This window comes from Opitutus sp. sgz309028 (assembly GCF_059821195.1).
The window spans coordinates 850,624-871,348 of the sequence record NZ_JCAMRR010000001.1 but is presented as its reverse complement, the minus strand read 5'-3'; the positions used below and the strand labels follow the sequence as shown (position 1 = coordinate 871,348).

At 64.4% G+C, this 20,725-nt stretch carries 11 protein-coding genes; 9 read left to right on the top strand and 2 right to left on the bottom strand.

All coding sequences use genetic code 11. From position 1 onward, the window contains the following. The first annotated feature begins 167 nt into the window (after positions 1 to 167). Positions 168 to 2,009, top strand: coding sequence for a 2-oxoacid:acceptor oxidoreductase subunit alpha (locus AC6RV7_RS03260; RefSeq protein ID WP_500092468.1), 1,842 nt, complete (start codon positions 168 to 170; stop codon positions 2,007 to 2,009). 71 nt (positions 2,010 to 2,080) lie between these two features. Further along, on the top strand, positions 2,081 to 3,025 hold the full coding sequence (locus tag AC6RV7_RS03255) for a thiamine pyrophosphate-dependent enzyme (protein WP_500092467.1): 945 nt from the start codon (positions 2,081 to 2,083) through the stop codon (positions 3,023 to 3,025). Between the two features lie 107 nt (positions 3,026 to 3,132). Here AC6RV7_RS03255 and AC6RV7_RS03250 read toward each other — a convergent pair whose 3' ends face one another. Next, entirely contained in the window at positions 3,133 to 4,887 is a 1,755-nt protein-coding gene (locus AC6RV7_RS03250; protein ID WP_500092466.1) for a hypothetical protein, read from the bottom strand. Between the two features lie 356 nt (positions 4,888 to 5,243). On the opposite strand from AC6RV7_RS03250, the gene clpB reads away from it, so the two are divergent. The 7 genes from clpB (at position 5,244) to AC6RV7_RS03215 (ending at position 19,881) form a co-directional block, all read left to right on the top strand. Beyond that, complete coding sequence (gene clpB / locus AC6RV7_RS03245; RefSeq protein WP_500092465.1) at positions 5,244 to 7,847, top strand: ATP-dependent chaperone ClpB; 2,604 nt, start codon at positions 5,244 to 5,246, stop codon at positions 7,845 to 7,847. A 128-nt stretch (positions 7,848 to 7,975) separates the two neighbouring features. Continuing rightward, positions 7,976 to 9,091 carry a glycoside hydrolase family 53 protein gene (locus tag AC6RV7_RS03240; RefSeq protein ID WP_500092464.1) on the top strand — a complete coding sequence of 372 codons (1,116 nt, stop codon included), beginning with the start codon at positions 7,976 to 7,978 and terminating at the stop codon, positions 9,089 to 9,091. A 21-nt stretch (positions 9,092 to 9,112) separates the two neighbouring features. After that, entirely contained in the window at positions 9,113 to 12,001 is a 2,889-nt protein-coding gene (locus AC6RV7_RS03235; RefSeq protein ID WP_500092463.1) for a TonB-dependent siderophore receptor, read from the top strand. A 131-nt stretch (positions 12,002 to 12,132) separates the two neighbouring features. After that, positions 12,133 to 13,572 (top strand): MFS transporter, encoded by a 1,440-nt coding sequence (locus tag AC6RV7_RS03230; protein WP_500092462.1) that lies wholly within the window; start codon positions 12,133 to 12,135, stop codon positions 13,570 to 13,572. Between the two features lie 70 nt (positions 13,573 to 13,642). Beyond that, entirely contained in the window at positions 13,643 to 14,629 is a 987-nt protein-coding gene (locus tag AC6RV7_RS03225) for a LacI family DNA-binding transcriptional regulator (protein WP_500092461.1), read from the top strand. A 7-nt stretch (positions 14,630 to 14,636) separates the two neighbouring features. After that, on the top strand, positions 14,637 to 16,931 hold the full coding sequence (locus AC6RV7_RS03220; protein ID WP_500092460.1) for a glycoside hydrolase family 2 protein: 2,295 nt from the start codon (positions 14,637 to 14,639) through the stop codon (positions 16,929 to 16,931). Positions 16,932 to 17,088: 157 nt separating this feature from the next. Then, the gene (locus AC6RV7_RS03215; protein WP_500092459.1) at positions 17,089 to 19,881 is read left to right on the top strand and encodes an alkaline phosphatase family protein; all 2,793 of its coding nucleotides are present in this window, start codon (positions 17,089 to 17,091) and stop codon (positions 19,879 to 19,881) included. A 12-nt stretch (positions 19,882 to 19,893) separates the two neighbouring features. Here the strand turns inward: AC6RV7_RS03215 and AC6RV7_RS03210 are convergent, their stop codons facing one another. Next, a complete protein-coding gene (locus tag AC6RV7_RS03210; protein WP_500092458.1) occupies positions 19,894 to 20,628 on the bottom strand; it encodes a hypothetical protein in 735 nt (244 codons plus the stop codon). Positions 20,629 to 20,725: the final 97 nt, after the last annotated feature.

Sequence of the window (20,725 nt, the reverse complement as noted above, 5' to 3'; positions counted from 1 at the left end):
TCCGGCTCCGGAATCCCGAATTCCCGGAATTGGGAAAGTGGAGCGACGTTGCCGGCTAATTCCTCGCCAAGCTTCCGCCGAGTCGCCAAGTTCGGTGCGCCCCATGTTTCCTCCCTCGGTTCGCTCGTGCGGGCCTGTCGGAGAGATTACCCAAAACCCATTTCGAAATGGTCAGTCCCAACCTCCCTGAAAATCTGGGCGGAGCCGCAGCCGACCTTCCGGCGGCGCGCTCGCTCAACGACGTTGTCATTCGCCTCGCCGGCAATTCGCAGGATGGTATCCAGACGATCGGCGGCTTCCTCGCCCGCCTCGCCGGCCGCAGCGATCAGGACGTGATGACGTATATGACGATCCCGTCCACGATCTCGGGCGGCCCGTCGATTTTCCAGGTGCGCATGGGCACGGGCGACATCCTGTCGGCGGGCGATTCGGCGGACTTCCTCGTGGCGTTCTACCAGCACAGTTATCAGAGCCACATCGAGTCGCTGCGACCGGGCGGGGTGTTGATTTACGACAAGGATCACGTGACGCCCAATCCCGACGACAAGCGCTTCATCGCCGTCGGCGTGCCGATCACGACGGGCACGGTCGAGGCGGTCGGCGGCACGGGCAAGGACAAGGGCAAAAACATCTACGTGCTCGGGTTGATCGCGCGGGTCTTCAATCTCGACGTCGAAAAACTTTCCAACCTGATCCGCGAGCGTTTCGGCGGGAAAAGCGACGATCTCGTGCGCAACGCGATGCTCGCTTTCGACGCCGGTTACGCGTGGCCGGGCGAGAGCATTCGCGACATCTTCGTGCGCTTCGATACCGCAGCGGCGGCTCCGGCGAGCGGAAGGCCGCAGGTCACGATGGATGGCAACACCGCGCTGACCTACGGGTTGATCGCGGCGGGCGTGCGACACGGCGCGGGTTATCCGATCACCCCGTGGTCCTCGATCATGGAAGTGCTCCGCAGCGAGCTGCAGAAATACGGCGGCGTCTTCGTGCAAGCGGAGGACGAACTCGCGGCCATCTCGTATGCGCTGGGCTTTTCGTATGCGGGCCGTCTCGCGGTGACCGGCAGCTCCGGCCCCGGACTGTCGTTGAAAATGGAAGCGCTCGGCTGGGGCGTGATGGCGGAAATTCCGCTGATCGTGATCAACGTGCAGCGCGGCGGACCCTCGACCGGCATGCCGACGAATGTTGAGCAAAGCGATCTGCTCCAGGCGATCCACGGCAGCCACGGCGACGCGCCGCGCGTCGTGCTCGCGCCGAAGAACGTCGAGGAGTGTTTCTACGTCGCGTTGGAAGCGGCGCGGATCGCGCGGACCTACAGCACGCCGGTGGTGATTCTCACCGACCAGGCGCTGGCGACGCGGATCGAAGCCTTCGAGGAGCCGGATCTCGCGGCGCTGATGGTGGATTCGACGCCTGACTTGTCGGAGCGGCCGGCGGACTTCAAACCTTACCCGCTCGATCGGATCACGCGGCACGCGCCGCCGGGTTCGCGTTTCGCGAGCAATGTTTTCCCGACGGTGACCGGCCTCGAGCACGACGAGATGGGCCATCCGACCGGCAGCCCGGCGCTGCATCGCAAGATGACCGCGAAGCGCCGCGAGAAGATCAAGGCGCTCGGCAATTCGCTGCCGGTGCCGGAGGTCTTCGGCGACGCGAAGGGCGAGGTGTTGATCGTGGGCTGGGGCTCGACGTTCGGTCCGGCGCGTGAGGCGCTGCAGCGCTTGCGCGCGGGCGGCACGACGGGCGGGCAACTGCACCTGATGCATCTCAATCCGCTGCCGCCCGGGCTCGAGGCGATCTTTCTGCGCTACCGGCTCGTGCTCGTCGTGGAGCTGAACGACGAGGGCCTCTACGGCTACGGCCAGCTCGCGACGCTGCTTCGCGCGCGTTACGCGATGCCGCACATCCGCAGCATCACGAAAACCGACGGCCTGACCTTCAAGGTCGCCGAGATCATCGAAGGCGTGTCCCACCACGCCGCGTATGGAAAACTTCGCGATACCCGCTGACGTATCCGCGCCGGCGTTACTACTCTCGCCCCCCAGTCACTTTCACCGTCACTTTCACTCTTCCGCCCGTCATGTCCACCGTTGCTCCTCTTACCGACGCCGCGCCGGCGGCGCGCGCCCCGCTCACGAAGAAGGCCCTCACGGCCGATCATCCGACCTGGTGCCCTGGTTGCGGCGATTTCGCCGTGCTGGCGTCGTTTTATCGCGTGTTGGAAAAACTGAACCTGCCGCACGAAAACATCGTGACGATGGCGGGTATCGGCTGCTCCTCGCGTTTCCCGTATTTTGTGAACACGCACGGCGGGCATTTCATTCACGGCCGCTCGCTGCCTTTTTCCGCGGGAATCAGTCTCGGGCGCGATGACCTGCACGTGTTTGTGTTTGGGGGCGACGGCGACGGGTTCTCGATCGGAGGGAATCACCTCGATCACGTCGCGCGCAAGAACGTGAACCTCACCTACGTGATCATGGACAACTCCGTCTACGGTCTGACGAAAAAGCAGACGTCGCCGACGTCGCCGCTCGGTTTCAAGACCAAGACGGATCCGACGGGCGCGATCGATCAGCCGGTGAATCCGATGCGCAAGCTCCTCGACAGCGGGGCGACGTTTGTGGCGCGCAGCCATGCGACGCAGGTCAACCACATGATCGAGATGATGACGCGCGCGGCGAAGCACGAAGGTTTCTCGGTGGTCGAGATCCTGTCGGAGTGCGTCGAGTTTTTCCCCGGCGCGTTCGATGCCGGCAATCCGCGGAAAGGCGGTGCGTTCCAGCTGATCGAGGAAAAGAAGCACGATGGATCGCCGGAAGACGCGGCGCGTCACGATCCGACGGACGAGCTCGCGGCGTTCCGACTCGCGGCGCAGCCGTGGCCGGGACCGTTTGGTGTATTTTACGAAGTGAAGCGCCCGACGAAGAACCAGCTCGAAGCCGAGCTGATCGCGAAGGCGAAGGAGCGCACGAAACACGCCTCCGATCTCGCGATGCTGCAAGCGACGTTCGCGCGGATGCGCTGAGCGGCCCAACCTCGTGGCTGTCGGGCGGGGTCTCCCGACTCGCCCGTCTGGCAGACCGTTACGAACGGCGGGATCGGGAGATTCCCGCCCTACATCGCGCGCGGCGGCTACTCCGGTGGGCGGACGGCCCAGAAGTAGCCGAGCGGAATGTCGGTTGGCTTTGCGGCCATCAACCGGCGATCATAAAGGAGGTAGGATTCGGTTCCGGCCAGTTCTGGTTGTTCGCGTGCGCGTCGTTGCGGAATGAGCTGACGGCCGAATTTGTCGCCAAAGAGCGGATACTCGTATTCGTTGCCGGGAAGCGCGACCACGAGGATGGCGTTGCGGGGCACGATCTGGTCGAAGGCTACTAAAGCCGGATGAGAGGGATGGTGAAGGGACATTTGTTGCAGCCGATCCAGGTTAAGCACGCTCGGCGCCCCCGGTCGGGAAATCAGCGGATTGGGCGAGCGCCACGCGAGCGCCGGGAGGACGGCTAACGCGCCGGCCGCCGTGGTCCACCATGCGGCACGGCGAAGCAAGTGTCTCGGCGAGTCGAAAACCCAAGCCGCGGCGGGAGCGGCGAAGATCGCGCCGTAGAGGAAGAGCCGCCCGCGCCAGGGATCGTAGGGACCGGCGAAAGCCTGCCCGACAAAGAAAAAGGCGAACGCGAGCGCGAAACCGAAGGTCAGCGGTTCTCGTTTCCTCAGCGACCAGGCTGCAAGACAGCCCGGGAAAAGGATCGCGGGGCCAAGCAGCCCGAAATAAGCGACGTTTTCGTCGGCGAGGCGCGGACGCGACCAGGAGAAAGGGGATCGGACGCTCGTGGGAGCTTCGGGGTCGAAGCTCATTTGTTTGAGCCAGGCTCCGACGCGGGCTTTCGCGGACGAGCCTGGTTCTCCGAGCCAGGATTCCGGCAGGCCGTCGCAGGTGGCGAAATCGGCGCCGAAACGAACGACGTTCAACAGGCCCGTGTGCCAGCGAGAAGCGGCGTCGCCTGTTTTCATGTGAATCTCGATCATCTCCGGCCCGCCCAGCGGGTTGCCATGGCGGAGCCAGTTCTTCCAGTAACCGGCCGGCCAGGCGAGGAGGGCGGACAGCAGCAGCGTGCTGAGAATCAGGATACACGTTCGGCGCACCGCGTCGCGGCGGGATGGGACGGTGATGCGCGCGGCGGCGACGGCAATCACGGCCAGACCTAGGCCGCAGGTCAGCGCGCTCGCCTTGATCGCCAGCGCCAGGGAGTAGCCGCCGGCCGCGAGGAATAACGATTTTGGCCGGGGCTCCGCCAGGTAAAGGAGGGTTCCGACCACGCCGGCGCCCAGGAAGCTGGCGAGCAGAAGATCGTTCTGCGGGGTGGGCGCTTCCATTGCCACGATGGTCAGCGAGCCGAACACCCCGGCGGCCGCGAGCGAGGCGGCCTGGCTGCGTCCGCACCAGCGCGCGAGGACATAGACTTCACACAAACACAAAACGTAAGCCGCGAGCTGAGGCAGCCCGACCAGCCGGTCCGATCTCCCGCTGATCGTGATGAGGGCGCATTGGAGAATGCTGGCGCCGCGCGCTTGTTGTTCCTGGGCGAAGAAGTTGGCCCCAAAGTCGTCAAGCGAGCCCTGTTGCAGGTAATAGCCGACGCGCGCCAGATGATAGGTCAGCGAATCCCAGTTGCTAGGCGCGGCGGCAAACGCGACGAGCGCACCGCTGGCCATCACTCCGAAAATTCCGAAAAGGATGAAGAAGAGCGCGGGCTGTTCGCGGAATGCGGTCCCGAGCGGGGGCGTGTCCCGCTCAATTTCGCGGGTGGGCGTCAGGTGTTTACCGACGAAAAAGGCCGCGAGAGTTGCGCCCACGAATCCCACTCCCCAGCCGAGTCGTGACGCCAAAGCGCCCACGTGCGAGAGGATTGCGCCCCAAAGGATAAGTGCGCCTGCAACAACGCACCAGATTGCGATGGCGGGAACCGCTCGTCCTGACCACTTTGGCAAAATCGAATGGCCGTGGGTACGCTGCATTCTTGCTAGTAACCAGCTCCTGCAACCTCAAGGCAAGTATAACGCAAGCCTGCTGCGACGACTGAGCGAGGCTCTCCAATGAAGTAAAATCGCGCGACTCGGTCAGCTTGGCGCGGCGGTGTGCCAGTTGCGAAACACGCTGACGCGATTAGTTGGATGAAAGAAGCCGTGCTCCGAGGTAAGTTGGCTCCGGCGCGCTGGCCCGAAGTTTGCGAAAGGAAAAAATCATGGATTTCGCGAAGCTCACCCAAATGTCCCGTCAGGCCGTCACCGATGCGCAAGCCATCGCGCGACGCCTGAATCACAACGAGGTGGATACGTGGCACCTGCTCTCCGCGCTGCTCGGGCAGGAAAACGGCATCGTGCCCGGCCTCCTCGAAAAACTCTCCATCACGCCCAGCGCGCTGCAGCTCTCGGTCGAGCGCGAGCTCGACCGGCTCCCCAAGGTCACCGGCAGCGTCGATACCTCGAAGATCTATGTGACGCAGGCGGTGAACGACGCGCTCACTCGCGCCGAACAGGAGGCAGACCAGCTCAAAGACGACTACGTCTCTGTCGAGCACCTGTTTCTCGGGCTCGTCGAGGTCGGGAAACCGGAGGCGTTGAAGAAGCTGTTCAAAAGTTTCGGCCTGGATCGTGCCACATTGTTGAAGGCGTTGCGCGAGGTTCGTGGGTCGCAGCGCGTCACCACGGACAATCCCGAGACGACTTATCAGGCGCTCGAGAAATACGGCGTCGACCTCGTCGCGCAGGCGCGGAAGGGGAAAATGGATCCGGTGATCGGCCGCGACGACGAGATCCGCCGCACGATCCGCATCCTTTCCCGTAAAACCAAGAACAACCCCGTCCTCATCGGCGAACCGGGCGTGGGCAAGACCGCGATCGTCGAGGGTCTCGCGCAACGCATCCTGCGCGGCGACGTGCCGGAAGGATTGAAGGACAAGACCATCTTCGCGCTCGACATGGGCGCACTGGTCGCCGGCGCGAAATACCGCGGCGAATTCGAGGAGCGACTCAAGGCCGTGCTCAACGAAATCAAGCAGAGCGAAGGCCGCATCCTGCTCTTCATCGACGAACTGCACCTGATCGTCGGCGCCGGGAAAACCGAGGGCGCGATGGATGCGGGCAACCTGCTCAAGCCGATGCTCGCGCGCGGCGAGTTGCACTGCATCGGAGCGACGACGCTCGACGAGTATCGCAAGCACATCGAAAAGGACGCCGCGCTGGAGCGGCGCTTCCAGCCGGTCATCGTCGACCAGCCGACGGTCGAGGACGCGATCTCGATCCTGCGCGGATTGCGCGAGCGTTTCGAGCTGCACCACGGCGTGCGGATCCAGGACAACGCGCTCGTCAGCGCGGTCGTGTTGTCGAACCGCTACATCAGCGACCGTTTCCTGCCGGACAAGGCGATCGACCTCGTCGACGAAGCGTGCGCGATGATCCGCACCGAAATGGATTCGATGCCGCAGGAGCTCGATGAGCTTACGCGCCGCGTGCTGCGCCTCGAAATCGAGGAGACCGCGCTCGCCAAGGAAAAGGACGAGGCGAGCGCGCGCCGGCTCGAGGCGCTGCGCAAGGAACTCGCCGAGGCCCGCGAGAAGGCCAACGCCATCAAGCTCCATTGGGAAAAGGAAAAGGCAGCGATCGAAAAAACGCGGAAGCTGCGCGAATCGATCGAGACCGCGCGGCTCGAAATGGAAAAGGCGGAGCGCGCCTACGATCTCAACAAGGTCGCCGAGCTGCGCCATGGCCGCATCCCTCAGATGGAAGCCGAGCTGAAGAAATTGGAAAAGACCGGCGGCAACACGACGCTGTTCAAGGAGGAGGTTTCGCAGGAAGAGATCGCCGAAGTGGTTTCGAAATGGACCGGCGTGCCGGTGACGCGGCTCGTCGAGGGCGAGAAGGAAAAACTTCTCCGGCTCGAAGACGTGCTGCACCGGCGCGTGGTTGGCCAGGACGAGGCGGTTTCGCTCGTCACGGAGGCGATCCTGCGCGCGCGCAGCGGCATCAAGGATCCGCGCCGCCCGGTCGGCAGCTTCCTCTTCCTCGGTCCGACTGGCGTCGGCAAGACCGAGCTGGCGAAGACTCTCGCGGAAACGCTGTTCGACAGCGAAGCGGCGATGATCCGCATCGACATGTCGGAATACATGGAGAAACACAGCGTCGCGCGCATGATCGGCGCGCCTCCCGGCTACGTCGGTTACGACGAGGGCGGCCAGCTGACCGAGGCGGTGCGGCGCAAGCCCTACGCGGTCGTGCTCTTCGACGAGGTCGAGAAGGCGCACCCGGACGTATTCAACGTGCTGCTACAAGTGCTCGACGACGGCCGGATCACGGATTCGCAGGGCCGCACGGTCGATTTCAAGAACACGATCATCATCATGACGTCCAACCTCGGCTCGCGCTTCCTGCTCGAAGGGGTGACGGGGGAGACGATTCCGGACAGCGTGCGCGAAAGCGTAATGGCGGAACTGCGGCGGAGCTTCCGGCCGGAATTCCTCAACCGCATCGACGAGACGATCCTGTTCAAGCCGCTGACGCTCGAGGAAATCACCACGATCGTCGACCTGCTCGTCGCGGACCTGAACCGGCGCCTCGCGGAGCGACGCGTCACCGTGCAGCTCGATGCGAACGCGAAGGAGTGGGTCGCCGAGAAAGGCTACGATCCGGTGTTCGGCGCGCGTCCGTTGAAGCGCTTCCTGCAGCGCACGCTCGAGACCCGGCTCGCGCGGGCGCTGATCGGCGGCGAGATCGGGGAGGACGTCGCGGTGAAGTTCACCGTCGCCAACGACGAGCTCGCGATGACAAGCACGGCGTCCGCGGTGCCGTAAGGCTTCGATAGAGGACGGGCACAGGCCCCGTCGACGGCGAATAAAACTGTTTTATATAAAATTAAACACTTGAGTTCCGGCCGTGGCGGCGACATGCAGGGATCATCGGCTCCCTGCCGGTTTGCCCCATGTTTCCGTCCCCCCGGAACGTTTCCCCGCTGCTGCGAATCCTCCCGTCCTGCGCCGCTTTGCTGGCAGCCGGTTGTGCGTCGTCGCAGCGCCCGTCGGCGCCGGCGACCGATTGGATCGCCGGGGCGGACGTTTCTGCGCTGCCGGTGTTCGAGGCTCACGGCGCGCGTTACCGCGCAGCAGGACAGATCGGCGACGCGCTGCACCTTCTACGCGCCGCGGGCATAAATTGCTTCCGGGTGCGGCTGTTCGTGGATCCCGACGGGAAAGGGATCGTGACGAACGATCTCGACTACACGCTGTGGCTGGCGAAGCGGATCAAGGCCACCGGCGCGCAACTCCTGCTCGATCTTCACTACTCCGACACGTGGGCAGACCCGTCGAAGCAGTTCAAACCGGCGGCGTGGGCGGGGCTCGGCTTCGCGGAATTGGAGGCGAGGATCGGCGACTATACGCGTGAGGTCCTGGCGCGTTTCGCCGCCGCCGGCGTGACCCCCGACATCGTTCAAATCGGCAACGAAATTACCAACGGCCTGCTCTGGCCGGACGGTCGCGTGGAGTTCGCGGAGCGCGAACGCGATCCCGAGACCTGGCCGAAGCTCGCGCGTTTGTTGCGCGCCGGGCTCGAGGCGGTGCCGGGCGGGCCGGGGGCGCCGCGACGGATGATCCACATCGAATGCACGGGCAACCTTCCGCGCACGCGCTGGTTTCTCGACCATGCGCGCGCGGAGGGACTGAATTTCGACCTGCTCGGGTTGAGCTATTATCCCGAGTGGCACGGGACCGCGGCCGACCTGCGGGCGACGCTCGCGGTCGTCGCCGGCGAGTTTCGCCTGCCCGTGGTCGTGGTCGAGACCGCGTATCCGTGGAAAAATGACGAGCATTTTCGCGACAAGAAAAACCTCGCCTTTCCGCTCACGCCGGCCGGCCAGCGCGCGTTTCTCGCGGACGTGGTCGCCGCCGTGCGGGAAACGCCGCACGGGCTCGGCCGCGGCGTGGTCTACTGGCACCCGGAATCCGTGCCGGTCGACGGCCTGCACGTCTGGATCGGCGGTTCTTGCGCGTGGTTCGACGAGCGCGGCGAACTCCTCCCCGGCGCATCGGCCCTCCGCTGAGTTCTTTCTCCCAACCAAACCATGAATGCCAACTACCCCCATCGCCGTTCAGCCGCTTTCCTGGTCGGCGGCCTGCTGTCCTGTTCGTCGATCCTGGCTCAGCCAGCGGCCGACCCGATCCAATCCGCGGCCGATGAGGAAGTCGTCGAGCTGAGCCCGTTCATCGTCCGTTCCGAGCAGGACGTCGGTTATCTGGCGCAAAACACCCTCGCGGGCAGCCGGCTCAACACGAGCCTCCGGGACACTGCCGCCGCCATCTCCGTGCTCACGCCCGAGTTCCTGAAGGACATCGGCGCGACGAACATGAAGGACGTGATCCTGTTTCAGAACAACGCCGTGCCCGACTACGGCGACGCCGACAGCAACTTCAATGGCAACCCCGTGGTCGGCAACAGCGAGTGGCAGCTGCGCATCCGCGGACTCAGCGCGAGCTACGGCCGCAACTACTTCCCGTGGCGCGTCTCGACCGACTTCTACAATGTCGACCGCATCGACCAGTCGCGCGGGCCCAACGCGATCCTCTTCGGCTTCGGAGCGGCGGGCGGTATCGTAAATACCACTACGAAGCAGGCGGTGCTGGGCAACAAGACCGACGAGATCGGCCTCACCGTCGGCAGCTGGGGACGGCGCCGTGCCTCGCTCGACGTCAACCAGGTGATCGTGCCCAAGGAGTTCGCACTGCGGCTCAACGCGATGGCGGAAAACGGCGAGTCGTGGCGCGAGTTCGAATTCGATCGCGCGCGTCGCGCGGACCTCGCCGCCACCTGGGCGATCACGCCCACGTCGCGGCTCCGCGCCGAAGCGGAAGTCGGCAAGGTGACCGACAACGTCGCGCGGCCGTGGCTCATGATCGACCAAAGCTTCATCTGGCGCGATCGCGGCCGCCCGCTCTACGACTCGCAGTGGGCCGACGGCTGGGACACGCCGATCGACTCGTTCTGGCCGGACCATCATGTGGTGGGCGACGATGGCGTGGTGCGCAACTGGCTCGGGTTTCCGTTTGCCAGCAACGCGAACGGCTTCACGCCGACCAGCAACTGGCAGGCGCCGACCTGGTCGCAGCTCGCGCTCACGCCCGCGAATCTCGCGATCGTCCCGCTCAATTCGAATCCTGCGGGTCCCGATGCCGTGCGCACCACCCGCTATCACGCACTCACTGCCGTGTATGAAAACCAGATCACGGAACGCCTCTCGTTCGAGCTCGCGTTGAACCATCAGTATTCGCGCTTCAACGGCTACGACGCGAATGGCAGCCGGGCCACGAACTACTTCGGCGACAGCAGCGAACTGTGGGGCGACGCGAGCCGGTATCTGCCCGACTGGACCGCGAATCCCAATGCCGGCCGGCTCTATCTCGAGAACAACTGGACGCGGCGCAAACAGACCGACGACGCGACGTTCCTCCGCGCGACCGGCGCCTACGACTTCGAGACTTCGACCTGGGGCCGCCACCGCGTCGCGTCGATGTATGAATATTCGACGACGGACAGCTTCCGCTCCGAAGAAGCCGAGGTGTTGTTGAACCGCATGCCCGGCAGCTTCGCTGTCGACGACGTGAACCGGCTCTATCGCCGTCACTATTTCACCGAAGGCGACTCCTCCGACATCCACGTCGCGTCCTGGCGCAATGCCGTCCCGGGCGCGGGTTGGGTGCCGACGCAGGACATCTCGGATTTCACCGACAAGCAGCACACGGTGATGGCGGCGCTGCAGAGCGAGTTCTTCGCCAAGCGCCTCGTGACCACGCTCGGTGTGCGCTTCGACAGCCTGAAGCACCGCTGGACGCCGGTGCTTTCGCCGGACGCCGCGGCGAACCGCTACGTCTACGCGCTCGATCCGGGCAACCGGCTTTCGGAGTCGTTCGATCCGCGCACGTTCACGGCGGGCGCGGTGTATAACCTCACCAGCTGGATATCCGTTTACGGCAATCATTCGAACAATCGCCAGCTCCCCAACTTCAACATTCACCTGATCGATTCCTACATCGCGCCGATGACGAAGGGGCAGGGCAGCGACTTCGGCGTGAAGCTCGATCTCTTCGGCGGCAAGGTTTACGCCACCGCCGGCTACTACACGACGAAACAGGAAAACACGACCGACTGGGGCAACGTCGCCGGCATCACCTCGCTGAACAACCGGATCCTCGGTGCGCTGCAGGCGGCCGGCCGCATCACGGCGGCCGAGCGCGACGCGAATCTCCTCGATCCTGCGATCAACGGCTACCTCGCCGACCGCGACGCCGACGGCTGGGAGTTTCAAGTCATCGCCAACCCCACGAGCAACTGGCGCATCAGCGCGAATTTTTCGATCAACGACATTCGCTACAAAAACATCATGGCCGATGTGAAGGCCTGGGCCGGTCCGGCGACGCAGTTCTGGCTGCAGAAAGGCGGCGGCGATTTTCTCCTCGGCGGCGGCGATTGGGACACCATCGCCAATCAGATCGGCTGGACGCTCGGCGAAGTTTATTCGACCGGCGGTTCGGCCGACGCGAGCACGTGGGGCCCGGGCACGCTCACCGGTCTCGAAGGACTGCAGGCGCGCGGCCAGCGCAAATACGGCGGCAATCTCTACACGAAATACACCTTCAGCCACGGAGTTCTGAAGGGCCTCTCGATTGGCGGCGGTGGCCGTTACCAGAGCGCCAACGTGCTCGGCTTCTACTACGGCGACCTGCGCAAGGGCCGCGATCTCAAGCTCGCCGATGCCTCGATCGGTTATTCGTTCCCCACGCCGTTCTTCGGCCAAGGCGCGTGGACCGAGCTGCAGCTCAACGTGAACAACGTTTTCGATTCCGACAAAGTCCAGGTCTACACGCTCGCCTGGTGGGACACGTCGGCGAGCACGCCGGAGCGCATCGGCCTGCAGGAGCCGCGGCGGTGGACGTTCTCGGCCACGGTGCATTTCTGAGTCACGACCGGTGGCAACGCACATGAGAGCCCGCGCCATCCGATTCCCGCAAGTGATGCCCGACCTCCTCGTCGGGCAGCCCGCGCGCCGCCGAACGAACGCACCCGCCGGGGACGGCGGGGCCGCCTCGCATGAGTGAGTCGTTGCCTGTGGCTTCGGCGTCGACGGCCGCCGCTCCGGCCGCCGCGCGCGCTTCCGATCGTGTGAGTCGCGGCGAGAAACTCGCGCTCGGCGTCGGCGGCCTGCCGATGTTTCTCGGGCTCGCGGCGATCGGCAGTTTCGCGACGCCGTTCTATCAGATGACGCTGAAGCTGGACCCGGTCTGGCTCGCGGCCGCGCTGACCGTGCCGCGTTTTCTGGATGCGTTCATCGATCCGGTCGTCGGGCGGTTCTCCGACAACTTCCACTCGCGGTTTGGACGCCGGCGGCCGCTGGTCGCGTTTGGCGCGCTCGTGCAGGCGATCGCGTTCGGCATGATCTGGATGGTGCCGACGGAGTGGGGACAGGTCGCGCTGACGGCGTGGCTCGTGGCGACGCAGCTCGTGTTCTACACCGGCTATTCGTTCTACTCCGTCGCATTTCTCGCGCTGCAATACGAGATCACGCCGGATTACGACGAACGCACGCGCGTGTCCTCCTACGTCGGATTTTTCGGCAAGGCCGGCGAGATGGGCTACAACTACATCTTTCCGCTCGCGAGCTCCGTGATGTTCGTGTCCGCCATCGCCGGTGTGCGCACGCTGGGCTGGGTGGTCGGGCTCGTGTTTCTCGGCGCGCTCGCGCTGGTGCCGGCGCTGTTCGTGCGCGAACGTTATCACCGCAAAACCGCCCGGCAGGAGACGGTGAAACTTCTCCCGGGCGTGGCGGCGGCTTTTTCCAGCCGCGCCTTCACGATCCTCGTGGCGCTCACCTTGCTGCAAATCGTGGCGGGCATGTTCGCGAGCAATCTCGACCGTTACCTGCTCGTGTATTTCCTGCACGGAGGAAACGTGGCGCTCGGTGAGACGTGGAAAGGCCACCTCTCGCTCGCGTATGCGATCGTCGGAATTCTGGCGATTTATCCGGTGTCGTGGCTGGCGCAGCGGATCGGGAAAACGCAGACGGTGGCCGTCGCGTTCGGCCTGACGTTCGTCGGCGCGCTCGGCAAGTGGGTGCTCTATACGCCGGGCCACGAATGGAAAATCCTCCTCGATCCGCTCCTGTGCGGGCCGGTGTGGATCGCGATCAATATCCTGACACCTGCCATGCTGGCGGACATCTGCGACGAAGACGAACTGCGCGGCGGCATGCGCCGCGAGGGTTTGTTTGGCGCCATCTTCTCGTGGGTGCAGAAGGTCGGCTATTCCACGGCGTTTTTCGGAGCGTTCCTGTCGCTCAAATTGACCGGCTTCGATGCGGCGCTCGGCGGCCACCAAACGCCGGAAACGATTCTGCGCCTGCGGCTGATCCTCGCGCTCTCGACCGCCGCGTGGGCCGTGCTGGCGATCCTGTTGTTGCGCGCCTATCCGCTGGACCGCACGCGAGCCCACGAAATCCGCGCCGCCCTCGAGGCGCGCCGCGGCCGCGTATGAGGAGCATGTTTTCCATGTCCGCAGGTCAATCCATTCGCCGCTCGGCGGCGCCCCGCGTAAACTGACCACCATGGCTCGTTCCCGCTCCAGCGCTCGTCCCGCCAAACGTCCGACGATCTACGATCTCGCGCGCATCGCGGAGGTCTCGCCCGGCACGGTCTCGCGCGTGCTCAACAATCGCGACAAGGTTCATCCCGAGACGCGCGAGCGCATCCTCCGCGCGGCTCGCGAGCTCAATCTCAAGCCGCAAGTCGCCGTGCGCATGCGGCAGGTGGCGATTCTGTCTGAGCCCACCTTCACCGACCGCATCGAGGGCTACGCGGCCACCCTCACGGCGCACCTGTCGTTCGCCTTCTCGCGTCGCAACATCGCCGTCATGCTGCCGTCGAATCCGCTCGAGCAGCTGCCGAGCTCGTTTCTCGACGGTATCGTGGCCGTGACGTTCGACCAGAATCTCCGCTCGCTGCTGCAGGAGTTCGAGTCGCGACTGCCGGTCGTTTACATGGACAAGTTCGACGCGACCGCCACGCAGTATGTGGTCCGCTCCGACCATTTCGCGTCCGGTTATCTCGCGGCGCAGCACTTTCTGTCCCGCGGACGGAAGCGGCTGGCGTTCATGGGCGGCGACGCGCCGGCGTTCGTCGAGCGTCTCAAGGGTTATCGCAAGGCGCTCGTCGAGGCGAAGGTGCCCGTTGACGAACAACTCCTCCAACTGGCCGGCCCGCATATCAGCCACACCGCGGCGATCACGCGCATCGTGCGCGGCGGCGCCGATGCCGTCTACGTCCCCGGCACGAGCTTCCAGGCGATGGAAGCGCTGCACATCCTGACCTACGTGATGGGGCTCAAGGTGCCCGACGACATCTCGGTCGTGGGGGGCGAGAACGAAGGCATTTCCGTTTTTCAAAATCCGCCGCTGACCACCATCGAGGATCCGCTCAAGGACATGGCCGAGCAGGCCGCCACGATGCTGGAACGGCTCACGACGGGCGAGCGCGTGTCGCCACGACAGGTCACCCTGCCGGTGCGGCTGCTGCCGCGCGCGTCGGTCGCCTGAACTTCCCATGACTCTGGTCCTGCCGCTCCAACAACAATGGAAATTTCGCCGCTGCGATTCCTCCGATGCGAAGTCTGCGGCCTGGACTACGGTCGAGCTGCCGCACTCCCCATTCGTCGCCGATCTCGATGGGCGTGAGCCGTGGTTCGGCCTTTGCGATTACGAGCGCACCGTGCAGTGGCCGCCGGGCGCGCCGACGGGCCGCTGCGCCTTGTTCGTCGGCGCCGCGATGCACACCGCCATTGTGTCGATCGACGGTCGCGAAATCGGCCGTCACGAAGGCGGTTATCTGCCATTCGAGATCGACCTGACGGAGAGCTTGCGCGATGGCCGGCCGCACATGCTGCGGCTGCGGCTCGACAACCGCGACAATCCCGACGTGCCGCCGGGCAAGCCCCACGCCGAGCTCGATTTCTGCTGGTATGGCGGACTCTACCGCCAGGTTGAGTTGCGCTGCGCTCCGTCGCTGCACCTCACGGATCCGGTCGCCGCAGCCGAGGTGGCGGGCGGCGGGATTTTCGTGCGCACGCTCGCTCTTGGCGAGGCGGCCGCGACGCTCGCGGTTCGCGTGCACGTGCGCAATGTCGCGAAGACTGCGCAGACGTTTGGACTCGAAATCGAACTTTGGGACGGCGAACGCTGCGTCGCGCAAGCCGCTTCCCCCCGCGCCGAGCTGGCGGCGGACTCCGCGGAGCACTGGGAGCACGAACTCACGGTGGCGGAACCTCGGCTGTGGTCCCCGGCCTCGCCGGTGGTCCATCGCGTTCGCGTCGTCCTGCGCGCCGCCGATGGCACGATCCTGGAAGAGCGCAGCGAACGTTGCGGGATCCGACGCCTCGCGTTTTCGCGCTCACGCGGACTCGAGCTCAACGGCCGGCTCCTGCGGCCGCGCGGCACAAACCGGCATCAGGAGTATCCTCACGCGGGATACGCCGTTCCGCCGGCGGCGCAGCGCCGCGATGCGCGTCGCATCAAGGAGGCGGGTTTCGATTACGTGCGGCTCTCGCATTATCCGCAGGCGCCGGAGTTCCTCGATGCCTGCGACGAGCTGGGAATCCTGGTGATGAACGCGATCCCGGGCTGGCAGTTCCTCGGAGGCGAAAAGTTTCGCGCGGCCTGCGTGCAGAACGCCCGCGAACTCATCCGGCGCGATCGCAATCATCCGTGCGTCGTGCTCTGGGAACTGTCGTTGAACGAGACCTTGATGGACGACGGGTTCATGGCGCAGCTCCAGGCGGCGGGGCACGAGGAATATCCCGGCGACCAGATGTTCACCTGCGGTTGGATCGACCGTTTCGACGTGTTCATCCACTCGCGCCAGCACGGCGAACTCCACCGCTGGCGCAACGGCGACAAGGCGCTCGTCGTGGCGGAATACGGCGATTGGGAATTTTACGCGGCCAATCACGGTTTCGACCAGAAGACGGGCGCGGGCGTGTTTGTGCGCACGAGCAACAGCCGCCAGCGCCGCGCGGACGGTGAACGCGCGCTCCGGCAGCAGGTGGACAATCACATTCTCGCGCTCAACGACACCCTGGCGTCACCCGCGGTGTGTGACGGGCAGTGGGCGATGTTCGATTACGCGCGCGGCTACGATCCCGATCGTGCGGCGTGTGGCGTGATGGACATTCACCGGTTGCCGAAATTTTCGTGGTGGTTCTATCGCAGTCAGCGGGATCCGCGCGAGGACGGCGGCTCCGCGTGGCGTGGGGGGGCGGTGGTGTTCATCGCCTCGCACTGGACGTCCGCGTCGGCGTTGCGCGTGCTCGTTTTCAGCAATTGCGACGAGGTCGAGCTGAGCCTGAACGGCCGGTCATTAGGACGGGCGCGTCCCGCTTGGGCTTGGAATACGCAGCACCTGCCGCATCCGCCCTTCGCGTTCGATCTGCCGGCATTTTCGCCCGGCCGCCTCGAGGCGACCGGCTTCATCGGCGGTCACGCGATGGCGCGACACGCGGTGGCGACTCCGGGGGAACCGGTTTCACTGGAAATCTTTTCGGATACGACCCTCGGTGAAAGCATCGCGGGAGAGTCGGACCTGTTGCTCGCTCACGCGCATGTGCTCGACATCCACGACACGCTCTGCGCTGACGCGTCGATATCGCTGCGATTCGTGCTCGAAGGCGAGGCCGAGATGCTGGGACCAGGCGATGTCCTCACCGAAGCCGGCATCGCCTCCGCGGTGATTCGTGTTCCCTCGACTAGTGAAAGCTTTCGCCTCCGCGTCTCCGATCCAGATGATCGTCTCGCGCGGGCCGAGTTCGAGTGGAGTCGCGCCAAGGCCTGCATCGCGCCTGCTTAGGCAAAGGAAGTTTCGGCCTCGCCGTGCGATTGCGCAAACCGCAAACCGATTCGCGCCAAGCTGACGCGAGCGATTGGCGAGAGCGTGCGAATCATGGACTGACGCCCGGAGTGGGCTCGACTCGCGGATATGCCGTGCACCTTGTCGTCGGCTTCACATGCCGAAACCTCGTGTATTACTGATCGGTTGGGATGCTGCAGATTGGAAGATCATCGATCCCCTGCTCGCGGCCGGTGAAATGCCTCACCTCGCGCGGCTCATCGCGGCGGGTGTGCGCGGCAATATCGCGACGATTTATCCTGCGCTGAGTCCGATGCTATGGACGTCCATCGCCACAGGTAAACGGCCCTACAAGCACGGCATCCATGGATTCTCCGAACCGCTACCGGACGGGTCCGGAGTTCGGCCGATCACGAATCTCGCCCGCAACACGAAGGCGGTTTGGAATATCCTGAATCAAACCGGGCGACGCTCCATCGTCACGGGCTGGTGGCCTTCGCATCCGGCTGAGCCGATCGACGGCGTGATGGTGTCCAATCAGTTTCAACTCCCAGCGGCCTCCGTGGAGCAGCCGCCTCCTTTGCCGCGGGGCGTGGTGCATCCGCCTGAGCTGGCGTCGTCGTTGGCAGACTTGCGCGTTAATCCGATGGAGATCGAAGGCGAAATCCTGCGGATGTTCGTGCCTCACTACGAACGCGTGGATCAATCCAAGGATAAACATCTGCACAGTCTGGCCGCGACGATCGCGGAAACGATGTCGGTGCAGGCGGTCGCGACAGAACTGCTCTCGATGCAGGCTTGGGATTTCGCGGCCATCTACTTCGACGCGATCGACCATTTCGGACACACTTTCATGCGATATCATCCGCCGCGCCTGTCGTGGATCGATCCACAAGAGTTCGAATTGTATCAACACGTCATGGCGAACGCGTATCGTTACCACGATGCGATGCTGGGGGGATTGCTTCGCTTCGCGGACGAAAACACGACCGTCATCCTGATGAGCGATCACGGTTTCCATTCGGACGAGCAGCGGCCGGTGCACATTCCGGCGGAGGCGGCGGGGCCGGCGATCGAGCACCGGCATTTCGGAATCTTCTGCATGGCCGGCCCAGACATCCGGCGAAACGAAACCCTCCACGGCGCGAGCATTCTCGATGTTTGCCCGACCGTTCTCACGCTGTTTGGCCTGCCGCCGGGGAGGGACATGGACGGCAAAGTGCTCGTCAACGCGTTCCGCGAGCCGCCGCGGATCCAGCCGATCGCAAGCTGGGACGAAGTCCGTGGCAAGGACGGGCGTCATCCGCCGGAGACGCAGCAATCGCCGGCTGATTCGGCGGAAGCATTTCGGCAATTGGTCGAGCTCGGCTACATCGCTCCGCCTGGAAACGATGCCCAGCAGACGGTGAACGAGACCGTGCGCGAATTACGCTTCAACCTCGCACGGTCGTGGCGCGACGGAAACCATCTGGTCGAGGCGGCTGCGATCGCTGAGGAGCTCTGGGAAAAGTGGCCGAAGGAACATCGATTCGGCTTGCTGCTGATCGATTGCCTGTCGGGCCTTGGCGAAACGGCGTCGCGCGGGACCGCCATTGCGAAACTGCAGCAGCGGATAGATCGCTACCGCATCGCGGCGATGGAGGAACTGGCCGCGACCGAGTCGCTGGCCAACGTGCCTGCGGATGTCATGGAGCGCGAGCGGGTGGCGTTTCAGCGCGCGCAACTGCGCGAGCTCACGAATCCAGGCACGCTGATGCTTGAGTGGCTGATGGCCAGCCAGGCCCAACTGGAGGGGCGCCCGGACGCCGCGCGAGCCCGATTGCTCGATTTGCTGGAAATGCCCGGGCTGAATTTCGATCTCACGCAGAAAGTGGCCGGGGCGCTCATGGAGCTTGGTTGTGAGAGCGAAGCGGAAGCCGCGCTGCGACGTGTGATCGAAAACGATGCGCAGAACCCGGTCGCGCTGGCGCATCTCGCGCGTCTCCACTTCACCAAGGGGCGCTTCGAGGAAGCGATCGATGCCGCGGCGGATTCGCTCCACCTGTTGTATTTTCAGCCGTCACTCCACGCACTCATCGGCCGCGCATTCATGAAGCTGGGAGACTTTCCGGCCGCGGAAACCGAGTTGAAAGTGGCCGTTAAGCAGAACCCGCGGTCACGCGTTGCGCACGAATATCTGGGTGAACTCTACCGCGAGCATCTCAAGCGTCCCGCCGAAGCGTTCGAACACGAAGGGAGGGCCAGAACGCTGCTCTTTGAACAAAATACGGCCGCGAACATTTCCGCCGGCGCCACCACTAAAGCCAAAGACCGGCCTACCCCGGCCCTTCGTGAGATCGAGATCGGCGTGACGCTCCCGCCGCCTTTTGCCGCGCCTGTTTCGCAAGTGATAACCATTGTGACCGGCCTCCCGCGCAGCGGCACATCTGTCATGATGCAGGTCTTGAATGCGGGCGGCCTTCCGGCGCTGACGGACGGGGCGCGCGTGGCGGACTCCGACAATCCGGCGGGGTATTTCGAATTCGAAAAGGCGACCCGGCTGGCAACGGACAAATCCTGGCTGCCGCGCGCTCGCGGGAAGGTGGTCAAGATCGTGGCGCAGCTGTTGCCGCTTTTGCCGCCGACCGAACATTACCAGCTCATCGTGATGCGCCGCGATCTGCGCGAGGTGGTGGCCTCCCAAAAAGCGATGTTGGCGAGACTCAATCGTCCGCGCGCCTCTCTTTCGGACGAACAGTTGATGATGACCTTCGCGGACCAACTCGACGGCGCGCTGAAGACGGCCGGACAGAAAAAGAACGTTCGTCTTCTCGTGGTGGATTTCGCCGCGCTGCTCGCCGATCCGCTCACGCAGGTTCGGCGCGTGGCGGATTTTCTGGGTGGATCGTTTTCGGACGGGGCCGCGGTGAAGGCGGTGCGGCCGGAATTCCGGCGGCAAGTCGCCGGTTAGCAGCGAGCGACTTCAGCCTGCGACGGCGGTCGCCTGCTTCTTCTTGGAAGCGCGCCAGCGACGCACGCCACCGAAGGCGAGGGCACCGAAAGCGATCAGCGCGGCGGAGGTGGCGGGTTCGGGGATTGCGGGGGTCGTGGCGCCCATCGCGATGGTCTCCCCGCTCGCGTCGTAAGCCCAGCCGAGGAGCGTCACATCCGGACCTGACGTGGTGCTGATTTCCGTCGAGAACTTTGCCCAACCATAACGCAGCGCTTCGCTGCTCGTGGAGTCCTGAAAGACGAACGCAACATATTGGTTATTGAACTGGCCCGGCCCCGTCACGGTCACCACCGAAGGAGCGGAACCGACCGGCACCGCGGTGGTGCGCCGTTCCATCCGCGCGGTCTGTGCCGCCATGGCGCCGATCGTATTCCACGTGGCGCCGGCATCGATGCGAGAGGCAAAAAGTGCAGTGCCGGACACGGAGCCCTTCACGCGGGCGTAGCCATTCAGTTGTTTGAAATCGACCTGCTTGAAACCGTTGTAGGGGTTCACGGCCTGAGAACTCCGCACCAATTGCAGGTCGGCCGTGCCGGGCAAATCCAAGGTGTAAGAAACGCCGAAACCCGAGGAAAACCCGATCTTCTCGTTGAGAACGCCGGAGTAGACGATCTGAGCTTCGGCGATCTGGGTCGAACCCAAGGCACCGGCGGACAGGCCGAGCAGCGAGGCGATCTTGGTGTTGCGAGAAGCGAGGGATTTCATTGAAGCGTGGATGGAGTTGCGGCACGCAATCCCGGCCGCGCGGGCCCGTCAATCACGGGAGGCGAGCGGGAGATAAATGCCTATAAATCGTATTAAG